The sequence below is a fragment of the Bradyrhizobium sp. SZCCHNPS1003 genome (assembly GCF_032381555.1).
GTDB lineage: Bacteria > Pseudomonadota > Alphaproteobacteria > Rhizobiales > Xanthobacteraceae > Bradyrhizobium.
Genome location: NZ_JAUHIU010000017.1, coordinates 87,581 through 100,116, shown reverse-complemented (window position 1 = coordinate 100,116; position 12,536 = coordinate 87,581). Strand labels below are relative to the sequence as shown.

Genomic DNA, 12,536 nt, shown 5'->3' with positions numbered 1-12,536 from the left:
GAACGAGGTGACGACTGACAAACGATCATTTATTCGTCGAGCCATGAGCAGAACTTGGTCATCATGCCCATCCGCAGCCATCTCCCTTTGAACGCCTTGCGGGCCTTCGAAGCATCCGCCCGGCATCTGAGCTTCACCAAGGCAGGCTTGGAGCTCAGGGTCACGCAGACCGCGATCAGTCACCAGGTGAAACAGCTCGAGCAGATGTTGGGCGCTCACCTGTTCCGGCGCCTGCCGCGTGGCCTCACGTTGACCGACGAAGCCCTGGCTCTGTTTCCCGTCCTCAACGATGCGTTCAGTCGCATCAGCGGCGCGATCGATCGCATCGAAGCGAAGGGAACCCGCGAGGTCGTGACCGTCGGCTGTGTCGGCACCTTTGCAACGGGATGGCTGTTGCAACGCCTCGACGGTTTTCGAGATACGCACCCCCATATCGACCTGCGCCTCCTCACCAACAACAACCGCATCGATATCGCCGGAGACGGGCTCGACATCGCGCTTCGCTTCGGCGACGGCTCCTGGCACGGCACTGAGGCCATCCATCTGATGTCTGCCCCGCTGTCGCCCGTCTGTCATCCCGATGTCGCGAGTCGTCTGCGCGCGCCGTCGGACCTCGCGGACGAAAATCTCCTGCGGTCGTATCGCGCCGAGGAATGGCCATTATGGTTTGCAGTCGCGGGCGCTCTATGCCCGATGATCCAGGGGCCGATCTTCGACAGCTCCGTCGCGATGGCCGAAGCGGCCGCGCGCGGCGTCGGCGTTGGCCTGGTTCCGATCGCCATGTTCAGCTGCGAGCTCGAGACGGGTCGGCTGGTCCGGCCGTTTGCGGCTGAGGTCGCCGCCGGTTCTTATTGGCTGACCTGGTTGAAGTCGAAAGAACCGACGTTCGGGATGCGTGCCTTTCGTGACTGGCTGGTTGATGCCTTGCGCGCTGATCCGCCGCGCTGACGGCCGGTCGCCACCGCGCACAAGCTGAGGGCGCGAACAGCGCCACGAGGCGCGTGAGGCGGGCGCGTTGCGGCCAGCTCAGCGCTTTACGGCGCTGCGCCGCCACTCGCGCGGCGACAGGCCGAACTGCTCGCGGAACACGCGGCCGAAATGCGAGAGATCGTTGAAGCCCCAGGACAAGGCGATTTCGCTGATCTGACGATGCGCCAGCATCGGCGAGCCGAGATCGCGCCGGCACTGCTTGAGCCGCTCAGCCAGCACGAAGCGCTGGAACGACGTCTCCTCGTCCGAGAACAGATCGTTGACGTAGCGCGCCGATAGCCCGAGCTCGCGTGCGATCTCCGGCAGTGAGAGGTCGGCGTCGGGCAGCCGGGTGCGGATGTGCGCCTTGATGCGATAAAGCAGCGCTGCGCGATGGCTCGAGGCGGGCAGGGGCTGTGTGCGAAGCCGCTCGGCCAAGGTCATGGCGAGCAGGTCGGCAGCCTGGTCGGCCAGAGGTTCGGCATGCTCGGGGCCGATGTGCTCGGCGCGTTCGCAGAGCCTGACGATGAAATCATGGGCGAGCGGCTGCAGCGGGCTATCGGGGCCGAAGCTGATCGCCGTCACGGTCTCCGTCGGGCCGATCCGGCGCTGCAGCATCTCGCGCGGGAGCTTGAACACGATCTGCTTGAACGCGGCGTCGAACTGCAGCTCGTAGGGGCGGGTCGTGTCGTAGATCGCGAACTCGCCGGGCCGGATCACGGTGTCGCGGCCATCCTGAACGACGCCGCCGATTCCCTCTCGCCCGAGCGCGACGAGGACGAAGTCGGCATCCGCCCGCGCGATGCGCTGCGAGGTCCGGTGCACGCGCTGCCGGTCCGAGGCCACCTCGGAGCAGACGGCCCGTCCCAACGCGGTGTGGGTCACCGAGCCCCGAAACGCGCTGCCGAGATCAGACGTGCAGTCGAGGCCGACGTAGACGTCGCAGACGATGTCCTGCCACAGCGCCAGCCGGCGGTGGCCCGGGCTTCCTTCCGTGGTGAACAGGACCGGCATCGCTCCGTCTCCCTCCGCCTCTGTGTCGCGTGGATCGTCGGAAATGCAGCAAGTTCTGGGCCGGCTGGTCTCTCGCTGGCGGCCGCAGTCGAGTTTTCGTTCCCTCCAAGACGAGCGCGAATGATCGCCGAGGTCAATACTCCCCTGCGAATGCGGCGCGCGGCGCCGCCGATCCGGAAGAGGGGAGACGCGGGATGGGACTGGCACATCCGAAATACAAGGTGGCGGTGGTGCAGGCGGCGCCGGCCTGGCTCGACCTGGACGCCTCGATCAAGAAGACCGTCGGCCTGATCGAGGAGGCGGCCGACAAAGGTGCCAAGCTGATCGCATTTCCGGAGGTCTTCATCCCCGGCTATCCCTGGCACATCTGGATGGACTCGCCGGCCTGGTGCATCGGCCGTGGCTTCGTGCAGCGCTATTTCGACAATTCGCTGGCCTATGACAGCCCGCAGGCCGAGGCGCTGCGCGCCGCCGTGCGCAAGGCCAGGCTCACGGCCGTGCTGGGACTGTCCGAGCGCGACGGCGGCAGCCTCTACATCGCGCAATGGCTGATCGGCCCGGACGGCGAGACCATCGCCCGGCGCCGCAAGCTGCGGCCGACCCATGCCGAGCGCACCGTCTATGGCGAGGGCGACGGCAGCGATCTCGCTGTGCACGACCGGCCTGACATCGGCCGGATCGGTGCGCTGTGCTGCTGGGAGCATCTGCAGCCGCTGTCGAAATACGCGATGTATGCCCAGAACGAGCAGGTGCATGTCGCGGCCTGGCCGAGCTTCTCGCTGTACGATCCGTTCGCGCCGGCGCTCGGCGCCGAGGTCAACAACGCCGCCTCGCGCGTCTATGCCGTCGAGGGCTCGTGCTTCGTGCTGGCGCCGTGTGCCACCGTCTCGCCGGCGATGATCGACGAGCTGTGTGACCGGCCCGACAAGCACGCGCTGCTGCATGTCGGCGGCGGCCACGCCGCGATCTTCGGTCCAGACGGCTCTTCGCTTGCGGAGAAGCTGCCGCCGGAGCAGGAGGGGTTGCTGATCGCCGAGATCGATCTCGGCATGATCGGCATCGCCAAGAACGCCGCCGATCCGGCGGGACACTATTCTCGCCCCGACGTGACCCGGCTGCTGCTCAACAAGAAGCCGCTCAACCGGGTCGAGGCCTTCGCGCTGCCGGTCGACGCGGTCACGCCCGGCGAGGCGCAATCGGCGGCTGGCTGACAGGCTTGGTGGGCGCTAGGTCCCGGCCTCCGGTTGTGCCGGCGGCGGGGCCGACCGCCGCGGCGGCCGCTGCGCACGGCCTGCCGGCGCCGCCATGCGCGGCTGCAAGGTGACGATCACCGGGTTTGGCTTGTGGTCGGTCGCCGCGCCAGTCGCGGCGTCCACACCCATGCCGATCAGGCCGCCCGCTAAGATGTTGCCGGCGAAGCCGGCCGCGCCGGTCGCCGGGATGTCCTTGGTCAACGGGATGATCTGGGTCTCGTAGCCCGGCTTTTCGATGGTGACAGAGATGTCGGCATTGCGCTTGGCGACGAACGAGCAGGGCGTCGTGCAGGTCATCGGCGCTTCGAGACCGGCGATCGTGGCCTCGGCCCCGGACGGTGTCGACGCGACACTGATCGTCTCGGTTGTACCCCGCGTTACGGACGCGCAACCTCCCAGCGCGGCGCACAGCGCTACGAACGCTACAACTCTCATTTGGTACTGCCCCCTTGAAACCCGGGGGAACTCAAGCGCAACTGGAGCGGGACGGCAAGCGCAATCAGCATTATCCGAAGAAATTCCCGGGCGAGTTTCACGCGAGTGTGGCTTTCACACCTGCTTTCCACGAACCTGCCGTGCGATCGCCTTCTGCGCATCGAACTCGGCGCGCCGCCGCGCCAGCTCTTCCGGCGCGAGCATGGCCGGATTGCTGTAGTCGCGCTTCCAGCCGTGATCGTCGCTCCACTGCAAAGGCGATTGTACGGTCGTCCGTGCGGCTGGTGAACTCTCGAGGATACGCAAGGCGAGCTCGAGCGTGAAGGCCTGTGAGGCCGCGTCGTGCGGCTTGCCGGCGGAATTGCCGAGCGGAAAATCCGAGAACAGGAAGCGCGGTGCTGCGGCGTGCTCGACGATGTCCTTGGCGCAGCCCATGACGACGGTCGCGATGCCGTTCGCTTCGAGATGCCGGGCCACCAGGCTCACGGTCTGGTGGCACACTGGACAGTTCGGCACCAGCACGACGGCGTCGATCTCGTCGGTGCGGCAGCGCGCAAGAATCTCCGGCGCATCGGTCTCGATCGTCACGCGCTGGCTGCGATTGGTCGGCGCGCCGAAGAAGCGCGGTCCGACCGCGCCGATGCGGCCTTCACCTGCCAGCCTGATGAGCTGTGGAAGCGGAAACCAGGTGCCGGAATCCTCGGCCGAGGTGTGCGCGCGATCATAGGCGATGTGGGAAATGCGCAGGTCGTGCTGCGCCGACGTGTCGCCGTCATAGACGGAGTAGAACTTGGCGCCGCCATTATAGGGCGCGCCGGGGCCTTGATCGCCTTTGGCGGGATCGAACGGCGCGGCCGTGGTGACAACGGTGACGCGCGACTGCGCGAGCGGCTTGCGCAAGGGATGGAACGGCGCCGACGTGTAGTGAGCCCAGCGATAGGGCGTGTCATAGCCGATCGCGAGATAGTAGTCGCGCGTGCGCGCCATGTAGGACAAGGGCGCATCGCTTTCGGGCGCGAAGCCGAGTCTGTCGTCGGTCGGTGCGGTCATCCGTCGCGCTCCCTGCAGGATTTTCGGATTGCTAGCCCGCTCATTCGCTGTGTCAAGGCGCCGCGCGGTGGAACCCCGCATGGTCCTGGGCTTTGTCTGTCGGCAGAATTCCAACCATTGCACCGCGCTCACGATGCTTTCCATGGTTTCGATTGCTCGCATTGCCTGTCTCGGCCTTGCCCTGATCCTCACCGGGCCGTTGTCCGGCGTGGCGGCGGAGCAGGGCTCAGACCGTGACGTTGCCGTGCCGGCTGATCCGAAGGGCGGCGCGCAGCAGGACGCGCCGCACGAGACTGCGAAGCCGGCAGAGGCTGCGGCAGAGGGCCCGGAGATCAAGGCCGAGGAGTCCAAGGAGAGCGGCACCCGCGAGGCGATCTGCCTGATGATCGAATCCGCAGCCAAGGCGAATGATCTGCCGCTCGAATTCTTCGCTCGCGTGATCTGGCAGGAGAGCCGCTTTCAGAGCGATGCAGTCGGGCCGGTCACGCGCAACGGCCAGCGCGCGCAGGGAATTGCGCAGTTCATGCCGGGCACGGCGAACCAGCGCCAGTTGCTCGATCCGTTCGATCCGGTTCAGGCCCTGCCGAAGTCGGCGCAGTTCCTGGCCGAGCTGCGCGACCAGTTCGGCAATCTCGGGCTCGCGGCGGCGGCCTACAATGCGGGGCCGCGCCGGGTGCAGGACTGGCTCACCGGCAAGGGGCAGATGCCCTGGGAGACCCGCAACTACGTTTCGGCCATCACGGGCGCCACGATCGACGAGTGGGCGGCCGCCGGCAGCGGCGGCAAGACGCCGCCGAGCCCGCCGCCGACCTCGTGTCGTCAGCTGATGGCCATGTTAAAGCGCGCGCCGAATCCGTTCGTCACGGAGCTCGAGCAGCATGTGGCGCTGTCGGCCGCGAAACCATGGGGCGTCCAACTGGCTGCAGGCTTCGACCGCAACAAGGCGCTCGCGATGTATTCGCGGGCGATCAAGAGGCTTGGCCCGGTCATCGGCGACCGCGACCCGAGCCTGCTGTCGTCGGTGATGCGCTCGCGCGGCAACCACGCCTTCTACCAGGTGCGGATCGGCACCGAGACACGGGCCGAGGCCGACGCGCTCTGCAGCCGGATCCGCGGGGCCGGTGGCGCCTGCTTCGTGCTGCGCAATCGCTCCGGATAGAGCTCGTGCGGCGCCGCGCGTGGGGATGGTGGGAATGGCTGCGCCGGACGCAGACCCGCGCGCGCCTGATGGCGGTTGACGCGAGCGGCTTTCGCCAGCCTTATCGCGGTTCGTTCCGCTGGGCCGCCCGTGACACTTCCTCCGCTCGATTCGCCGCAATGGCATGGTTCACTGCGCGCCTTCGGCTGGGGGCTGCGCGCGACGTCAGCGACCATCCTGTCAGTGGTGCTGTTCGTCACCTTCATCGGCATCGGCGCGCTCGCCCACGATACCCGTTTCAGCATGCTCTGGGCGATCCTGAGCACGGTACTGGTTTGGGCCGGGCCGGCGCAGATCATCCTGGTCTCCACGCTCGGCTCCGGCCAGACCATTCTGCAATCGGCGATCGCGGTCACGATGAGCGCGATCCGGCTGTTTCCGATGGTGGTGGCGGTGCTGCCGCTGATCCGCTCGCCGCAGACCAAGCGGCGGCACCTGGTGCTGATCGCGCATTTCACCGCCGTGACCCTGTGGGTCGAATGCTATCGCTTCCTGCCGCATGTGCCGCGCGAGCGCCGCATCGCCTTCGTGCATGGGCTCGGTACCGGCCTGATGGGGATTGCGCTGATCGCGACCATCATCGGCTATCTTCTCGCCGCCAACCTGTCGCAGACCTTCGGCGCCGCGGTGCTCTTGCTGACGCCGCTGGCGTTCCTGTTCTCGACCCTGCGCAACGCCAGGGAGCTGGCCGACGTGCTCGCGCTCGGCCTTGGCCTCGTGCTGTATCCCGTGGCGGCCCAGCTCAACAGCGGCGTCGATATCCTGGTCAGCGGCGTCGTCGCCGGAACGCTCGCGTTCGGCGCGCACAAATGGCGCGAGCGGCGGGGGCCGGCATGAGCGACTTCATCGGCGATTGGCATGCGCTCGTGGTGCTGCTGGTGGCGGGCGTGATCCCCAACCAGATCTGGCGCCTGCTCGGGCTGTGGTTCGGCAGCGGGCTCGACGAGGGCTCGGACCTGCTGATGTGGGTCAAGGCGGTCGCGACCGCCATCTTGGCTGGGGTCATCGCCCAGATCCTGGTGCAGCCGCCGGGCGCGCTCGCCAGCGTGCCATGGGGCCTGCGCTACGGCGCGGTCGTTGCCGGCCTTGCGGCCTTCATGGCGAGCCGCCGCTCGATCTTTGCCGGTGTCGTCTGCGGCGAGGCCGTCATGCTGGCCGGCAAATGGTGGTTCGGCTGAGTTGCGCGATCTTGCGCAACCGCAATTGCGGTGAGCCGAGGTTCGGATAGATTGCCGGGAAGACCCAAGGACTCCGCAATGACCACTGATACCGATCTCCGCCCGGGAGAAGTCGCCGTCGACGCGCCCCAGCCGCGCGACGCCACGCTGTATTTCATCGGCCGCATCCGCACGCCCTGGACCTCGCGGCTCGAGACGCCGCGGCAGGGCAGCTTCGAGGGGCCGGTATGCCGGCTCGAGATTTTCGAGCCCTGGGTCCCGGCGCTGCAGGGCATCGACGCCTTCAGCCATCTCCAGGTGCTGTACTGGCTCAACCGGGCGCGCCGGAATCTCGTGAAGCAGAGCCCGCGCCATCATGACGGCGAGACCCGGGGCACCTTCGCGCTGCGCTCGCCGGTGCGTCCCAATCCGATCGGCGTGTCGACCGTCCGCTTCGTCGCGTTGGAAGGCAACACCGTGCTGGTGCGCGGTCTCGACTGCCTCGACGAGACGCCGCTGATCGACCTGAAGCCGGATCATTGCGCGTTCACGCCGGCGGCGGCTGGTGAGGATGACAAATAGGACCGACGGATCCGGATGTCGAAGGTGAACAAGCGGCCGCAGAAGACGGTGACAGCTCAGGATGCGATCACGGCGGACCTCGTCGCCGTGCTGGTGGCGGTGACCGACGGCCATCCGAAGATCATGACGATCGAGCACGCTGCGGCGCTGCCGAGCGGACCGTTTCAGTTCGCGCACCGCTCGCTGCAGATGGGCCTGCGCGCCTGGGTCAAGGCGCAGACCGGCCATCCGCTCGGCTATGTCGAGCAGCTCTACACCTTCGCCGACCGCGGTCGCGGCGGCGATCCCGAGGCGCCGCATCGTATCTCCATCAGCTATCTCGGCCTGACACGCGAGGAAGAGGGGCGCGAGGGCGCGGATGCGCAATGGTCGTCATGGTACGACTACTTCCCGTGGGAGGATCATCGCGACGGACCGCCGACGATCCTGGCCAAGATCATCGCGCCGAAGCTGAAGGCCTGGGCGCGAGCCGCCGACCAGCCGGCGCTGCAGAAGACAAGGTGGCAGCGCGCCGCGATCACTTTCGGTCTCGATGGCCGCGAGTGGAACGAGGAATTGGCGCTGCAGCGCTATGAGCTGCTGTACGAGGCTGCGCTGATTCCCGAGAGTACGCGCGAGAAGGAGGCCCGCCAGGCGGAGGTGCCCGGCCGCGCCATGATCGGTGATCACCGTCGGATTCTCGCTACCGGCATTGCCCGTCTGCGCGCCAAGATCAAATACCGGCCGGTCGTGTTCGAGTTGATGCCGGAAGAATTTACACTGCTGCAATTGCAGCGCAGCGTCGAGGCACTGGCCGGCCGGCTCGTGCACAAGCAGAACTTCCGCCGCCTCATCGAGCAGCAGGAACTGGTTGAAGAGACAGGCGCAATTGCTGCCGACACGATCGGTCGGCCGGCCAAGCTGTTTCGCTTCAGGCAGGGCGTTCTGGCCGAGCGGGCGGTGGTCGGAACCAAGCTGCCGCTCTCGCGGTCTTGATCTCCCGCTCTTGACAAGGCTTATGCTCAGGATAAGTATAAGGCATCTTATGCTCACGGAGAGTATAAATGGCCGAGCTTGTCCTGCCTGCCGTCGCGCCGAATGCACCGCTTGCTGAGCGTCTGAGGCGGGTGATCCCGCCGCCGGAATGGGCCGTCTTCGAGGACGACGTCGAAGCCATTCTGGCGCTGAAGCGCCAGCGCAATGCCGTGGTGCTGGCGCACAACTATCAGACGCCCGAGATCTATCACGGCGTCGCCGACATCGTCGGCGACAGCCTGCTGCTGGCGCGCGAAGCGACCAAGGTCGATGCCGAGGTGATCGTGCTCGCCGGCGTCCACTTCATGGCCGAGACCGCCAAGCTGCTCAATCCTGACAAGACGGTGTTGATCCCCGACGTAAAGGCGGGCTGCTCATTGGCGGAATCGATCACCGCCGACGACGTGCGGCTGATGCGCGCGCGCCACCCGGGCGTGCCGGTGGTCGCCTATGTCAACACGTCGGTGGCGGTGAAGGCCGAGTCCGACGTCTGCTGCACGTCCGGCAACGCACGCGCGGTCGTCGAGTCGCTCGGCGTCGATCACGTCATCATGCTGCCGGATGAATATCTCGCGCGGAACGTCGCCGCACAGACAAAGGTCAGGATCACGGCCTGGAAGGGGCATTGCGAGGTGCATGAGCGCTTCAGCGCCGATGACGTCCGCACGCTGCGCGACAACCATCCTGGTGTCACCGTGCTCGCGCATCCGGAGTGTCCGCCCGAGGTCGTGGCGGAGGCGGACTTCGCCGGCTCGACCGCGGCGATGTCGGACTTCGTCGGAGCAAGGAGGCCGGCCCGCGTGGTGCTGCTGACGGAATGTTCGATGAGCGACAATGTCGCCGTGCTCCATCCCGACATCGAGTTCATCCGCCCCTGCAATCTGTGCCCGCACATGAAGCGGATCACCCTGAAGAACATCCGCCACGCGCTCGAGACCAACACGCACGAGGTCACGATCGATCCCGCGATGGCCGAGCGCGCGCGGCGCTCGGTGGAAAGGATGCTGGCGTCATGAGCATCGATGTTTCGGCGTTGATCGGCCGTCCCGTGATCATCGGCGGCGGTGCCGCAGGTCTGATGACGGCGCTTGCGCTTGCACCCGAGCCCGTCGTGCTGTTGTCGAAGTCGCCGCTCGGCGCGGAGGCGTCGAGCATGTGGGCGCAGGGTGGACTGGCCGCGGCGGTTGGCGATGACGATGATCCGGGGCTGCATCTGAAGGACACGCTCGCCGCCGGAGCGGGATTGTGCGACGAGGCCGCTGCGCGCCGCATCATCGAAGCAGCTCCGGCCGCGGTCGAGCGCCTCGCGCAGCTTGGCGTTGCGTTCGACCGAGGTGCGGATGGACGTTGGCGTCTGGGCCTGGAGGCCGCACACAGCCGCAACCGGATCGTGCATGCGACCGGCGACGGCACGGGACGCGAGATCATGCGCGCACTGATCGTGGCTGTGCGGCGTTGTGCTTCGGTGACCTTGCTCGAAGGCGTCGAGGCGCGCCGGCTGATTGTCAATGACAACGCGATCCAGGGCGTGGCTGCGGCGCGCGGCGGTGAGGCTCTGATCCTCGGCACGACACGCGTCGTGATCGCAACCGGCGGCATCGGCGGCCTGTTCCTCGACAGCACCAATCCGGCCGGCTGTTTCGGCCAGGGCCTCGCGCTCGCGGCGCGGGCTGGTGCGGTGCTGTCCGACCTCGAATTCGTGCAGTTTCACCCGACGGCGTTCGACGGGCCGTCGCGGCCGCTGCCGCTGCTCACCGAGGCGATCCGCGGCGATGGCGCCGTCCTGATCGACGACACTGGCACGCGCTTCATGGCCGACGAGCCCGGCGCTGAGCTGGCGCCGCGCGACGTGGTGGCGCGGGCGGTATGGCGCCGCCGTGCGCAAGGCCACCGCGTGTTCCTCGATGCGCGCGAGAAGCCTGGCAAGGATTTCGCTGCGCGCTATCCCGTGATCAGCGCCTTCTGCCGCATGGCGGGCATCGATCCCGCGCGCGATCCGATCCCCGTGCGGCCGGCCGTGCACTATCATATGGGCGGCATCGCTGTTGACGCGATGGGACGCAGCACGGTCGAGGGCTTGTGGGCCTGTGGCGAAGCCAGCCGCACCGGCCTGCACGGCGCCAACCGGCTCGCCAGCAACTCGCTGATGGAAGCGATCGTCTGCGCGCAATGGGTGGCCGAGAGCGTGGCCGGCGCGCCGCAGCATGCGGGCAAGCCGTGCGAGGTGGCGGCAATTCCGCCGGCGTCCGATCCGTCCGCCGTGCGGTCGCTGTTGTCGCACGCGCTCGGCGTGATGCGTGAGCGCGGCGCGATCGCTGCTGCTGTCCGCAGCCTTCTTCCGCTGGCAGAGCAGGCCGGGCCCATGGCTGACCCGGCGCTGGTCGGCCTGATGCTCGCGGTCGCGGCCCATGCGCGGGAGGAGAGCCGCGGCGCGCATTTCCGCTGCGATCGTCCGGACACGCTGCGCGTCGCGCAGCCGTCCAGCTTCACTCTGTCCGAGGCGGTCGCCGTTGCACGCGACATTGTCGAGGCGGAGCAGACGCCGTTCAGGAGCGCAGTGCCATGACTCTCAATCCTCTCTCGTCCTTGCTCTACGAGCCGCTGGTGCGCATGGCTCTGCTCGAGGATCTCGGCCGCGCCGGCGACATCACCACCGATGCCATCGTCCCCGCCGAGCAGCGCGCCTCGCTGAAGCTGAGGGCGCGCCAGCACGGGGTGATCGCAGGTCTCGATGTGGCGCGCTGCGCCTTCCAGACCGTCTCGCCGGACGTGCGCATGGAGATCGTGCGACCGGACGGCAGCGTCGTGACGCCGGGAGACGCGATCGCGACCATCAGCGGCCCGGCACGGGCGCTGCTGACCGGCGAGCGCGTCGCGCTCAACTTCCTCTGCCGTTTGAGCGGGGTCGCCAGCGCGACGGCGTCCCTGGTCGCCGCGGTGAAAGGGACCAAGGCGCAGATCGTCTGCACCAGGAAGACCACGCCGGGCCTGCGCGCGCTGGAGAAATATGCGGTGCGCGCGGGTGGCGGCGGCAATCACCGCTTAGGGCTCGATGACGCCGTGCTGATCAAGGACAACCACATCGCCATCGCCGGCGGCATCAAGGCTGCAATCACACGCGCAAAGGCCCATGCCGGCCATCTCGTCAAGATCGAGGTCGAGGTCGATACTCTGGCGCAGCTCGAGCAGGCGCTGACGCTGGGCGTCGATGCGGTGCTGCTCGACAACATGACGCCGGCGGAGCTCGAAGCCGCCGTCGGCATGATCAGCGGCAAGGCCATCGCGGAAGCCTCGGGCCGGATCACCGTGGAGACCGCACCCGCGATCGCCGCGGCCGGCGTCGACCTGATCTCGGTCGGCTGGATCACGCATTCGTCGGCCGCGCTGGACATCGGGCTCGACGAGGCGTGATCAGCCCTTGAGCACGGCGATCAGCTTCGCGGCATTCTCCTCCAGCACCTTCGGATCTTCCTTACGGCTCGCGGGCGGCAGCAGGGAATCGCCGTTGTGGCGCGGCATGATATGGACGTGGAGGTGGAACACCATCTGCCCGCCGGCATGCTCGTTGAACTGCTGCACGGTGATGCCGTCGGCGGCGAACGCGGTCTTGGCGGCGCGCGCGATGGTGCGCACGGCACGGCCGACGTGGAGATAGTCCTCCTCGGTGATGTCCAGGATGTTGCGTGCAGCGGCCTTCGGGATCACCAGGGTGTGGCCGGGCACGCGCGGCATGATGTCGAGGAACGCCAGCACGTGGTCGTTCTCATAGACCTTGGTGCAGGGGAATTCGCCGCGCAGGATCTTCGCGAACGGATTGTTGGGATCGTAGGCGGTCATGGGCAGTCCCTTAAGCGGTTCCTCTTG

14 protein-coding genes are annotated in these 12,536 nt (G+C 67.4%); 10 read left to right on the top strand and 4 right to left on the bottom strand.

Annotated features, from left to right (window positions below; genetic code table 11):
- Positions 1 to 63: 63 nt before the first annotated feature.
- A complete protein-coding gene (locus tag QX126_RS25915) occupies positions 64 to 948 on the top strand; it encodes a LysR family transcriptional regulator (RefSeq protein ID WP_315784557.1) in 885 nt (294 codons plus the stop codon).
- A 78-nt stretch (positions 949 to 1,026) separates the two neighbouring features.
- On the opposite strand, the gene QX126_RS25910 is transcribed toward QX126_RS25915, so the two are convergent.
- Positions 1,027 to 1,983, bottom strand: a complete 957-nt coding sequence (locus QX126_RS25910) for a helix-turn-helix domain-containing protein (RefSeq protein ID WP_315784556.1) — start codon at positions 1,981 to 1,983, stop codon at positions 1,027 to 1,029.
- Positions 1,984 to 2,177: 194 nt separating this feature from the next.
- On the opposite strand from QX126_RS25910, the gene QX126_RS25905 reads away from it, so the two are divergent.
- Positions 2,178 to 3,194 (top strand): carbon-nitrogen hydrolase family protein, encoded by a 1,017-nt coding sequence (locus QX126_RS25905; protein WP_315784554.1) that lies wholly within the window; start codon positions 2,178 to 2,180, stop codon positions 3,192 to 3,194.
- Between the two features lie 15 nt (positions 3,195 to 3,209).
- Here QX126_RS25905 and QX126_RS25900 read toward each other — a convergent pair whose 3' ends face one another.
- Together QX126_RS25900 and QX126_RS25895 are read right to left on the bottom strand one after the other, a co-directional pair.
- Entirely contained in the window at positions 3,210 to 3,671 is a 462-nt protein-coding gene (locus QX126_RS25900) for a PEGA domain-containing protein (RefSeq protein WP_315740324.1), read from the bottom strand.
- 114 nt (positions 3,672 to 3,785) lie between these two features.
- The gene (locus tag QX126_RS25895; RefSeq protein WP_315784553.1) at positions 3,786 to 4,721 is read right to left on the bottom strand and encodes a glycine reductase; all 936 of its coding nucleotides are present in this window, start codon (positions 4,719 to 4,721) and stop codon (positions 3,786 to 3,788) included.
- A 142-nt stretch (positions 4,722 to 4,863) separates the two neighbouring features.
- Between QX126_RS25895 and QX126_RS25890 the strand changes: the two genes are divergently transcribed.
- The 8 genes from QX126_RS25890 (at position 4,864) to nadC (ending at position 12,083) form a co-directional block, all read left to right on the top strand.
- Complete coding sequence (locus QX126_RS25890) at positions 4,864 to 5,880, top strand: transglycosylase SLT domain-containing protein (protein ID WP_409999124.1); 1,017 nt, start codon at positions 4,864 to 4,866, stop codon at positions 5,878 to 5,880.
- A 129-nt stretch (positions 5,881 to 6,009) separates the two neighbouring features.
- Positions 6,010 to 6,756, top strand: coding sequence for an AzlC family ABC transporter permease (locus tag QX126_RS25885; protein WP_315784549.1), 747 nt, complete (start codon positions 6,010 to 6,012; stop codon positions 6,754 to 6,756).
- Positions 6,753 to 7,097: an AzlD domain-containing protein gene (locus tag QX126_RS25880; protein ID WP_315784547.1), complete on the top strand. Its 345-nt coding sequence runs from the start codon at positions 6,753 to 6,755 to the stop codon at positions 7,095 to 7,097. Before QX126_RS25885 ends, QX126_RS25880 begins: the two co-directional genes overlap by 4 nt.
- Before the next feature lie 78 nt (positions 7,098 to 7,175).
- Positions 7,176 to 7,658 (top strand): tRNA (N6-threonylcarbamoyladenosine(37)-N6)-methyltransferase TrmO, encoded by a 483-nt coding sequence (gene tsaA / locus QX126_RS25875; RefSeq protein ID WP_315784545.1) that lies wholly within the window; start codon positions 7,176 to 7,178, stop codon positions 7,656 to 7,658.
- A gap of 15 nt (positions 7,659 to 7,673) precedes the next feature.
- Positions 7,674 to 8,633 (top strand): NrtR DNA-binding winged helix domain-containing protein, encoded by a 960-nt coding sequence (locus QX126_RS25870; RefSeq protein WP_315784543.1) that lies wholly within the window; start codon positions 7,674 to 7,676, stop codon positions 8,631 to 8,633.
- Between the two features lie 68 nt (positions 8,634 to 8,701).
- A complete protein-coding gene (gene nadA, locus QX126_RS25865) occupies positions 8,702 to 9,688 on the top strand; it encodes a quinolinate synthase NadA (protein WP_315784541.1) in 987 nt (328 codons plus the stop codon).
- Positions 9,685 to 11,238, top strand: coding sequence for an L-aspartate oxidase (locus QX126_RS25860; protein WP_315784539.1), 1,554 nt, complete (start codon positions 9,685 to 9,687; stop codon positions 11,236 to 11,238). Before nadA ends, QX126_RS25860 begins: the two co-directional genes overlap by 4 nt.
- A complete protein-coding gene (nadC, locus tag QX126_RS25855) occupies positions 11,235 to 12,083 on the top strand; it encodes a carboxylating nicotinate-nucleotide diphosphorylase (RefSeq protein WP_315784537.1) in 849 nt (282 codons plus the stop codon). Before QX126_RS25860 ends, nadC begins: the two co-directional genes overlap by 4 nt.
- Here nadC and QX126_RS25850 read toward each other — a convergent pair whose 3' ends face one another.
- Positions 12,084 to 12,509, bottom strand: coding sequence for an HIT family protein (locus tag QX126_RS25850; protein WP_315775233.1), 426 nt, complete (start codon positions 12,507 to 12,509; stop codon positions 12,084 to 12,086). It abuts the gene before it with no gap.
- Positions 12,510 to 12,536: the final 27 nt, after the last annotated feature.

Coding starts and splice junctions, on each gene's coding strand:
- tsaA (WP_315784545.1), top strand. CDS start 7,176: ATGACCACTGATACCGATCTCCGCCCGGGAGAAGTCGCCGTCGACGCG.
- nadC (WP_315784537.1), top strand. CDS start 11,235: ATGACTCTCAATCCTCTCTCGTCCTTGCTCTACGAGCCGCTGGTGCGC.
- QX126_RS25905 (WP_315784554.1), top strand. CDS start 2,178: ATGGGACTGGCACATCCGAAATACAAGGTGGCGGTGGTGCAGGCGGCG.
- nadA (WP_315784541.1), top strand. CDS start 8,702: ATGGCCGAGCTTGTCCTGCCTGCCGTCGCGCCGAATGCACCGCTTGCT.
- QX126_RS25890 (WP_409999124.1), top strand. CDS start 4,864: ATGGTTTCGATTGCTCGCATTGCCTGTCTCGGCCTTGCCCTGATCCTC.
- QX126_RS25870 (WP_315784543.1), top strand. CDS start 7,674: ATGTCGAAGGTGAACAAGCGGCCGCAGAAGACGGTGACAGCTCAGGAT.
- QX126_RS25880 (WP_315784547.1), top strand. CDS start 6,753: ATGAGCGACTTCATCGGCGATTGGCATGCGCTCGTGGTGCTGCTGGTG.
- QX126_RS25900 (WP_315740324.1), bottom strand. CDS start 3,671: ATGAGAGTTGTAGCGTTCGTAGCGCTGTGCGCCGCGCTGGGAGGTTGC.
- QX126_RS25895 (WP_315784553.1), bottom strand. CDS start 4,721: ATGACCGCACCGACCGACGACAGACTCGGCTTCGCGCCCGAAAGCGAT.
- QX126_RS25860 (WP_315784539.1), top strand. CDS start 9,685: ATGAGCATCGATGTTTCGGCGTTGATCGGCCGTCCCGTGATCATCGGC.
- QX126_RS25850 (WP_315775233.1), bottom strand. CDS start 12,509: ATGACCGCCTACGATCCCAACAATCCGTTCGCGAAGATCCTGCGCGGC.
- QX126_RS25910 (WP_315784556.1), bottom strand. CDS start 1,983: ATGCCGGTCCTGTTCACCACGGAAGGAAGCCCGGGCCACCGCCGGCTG.
- QX126_RS25915 (WP_315784557.1), top strand. CDS start 64: ATGCCCATCCGCAGCCATCTCCCTTTGAACGCCTTGCGGGCCTTCGAA.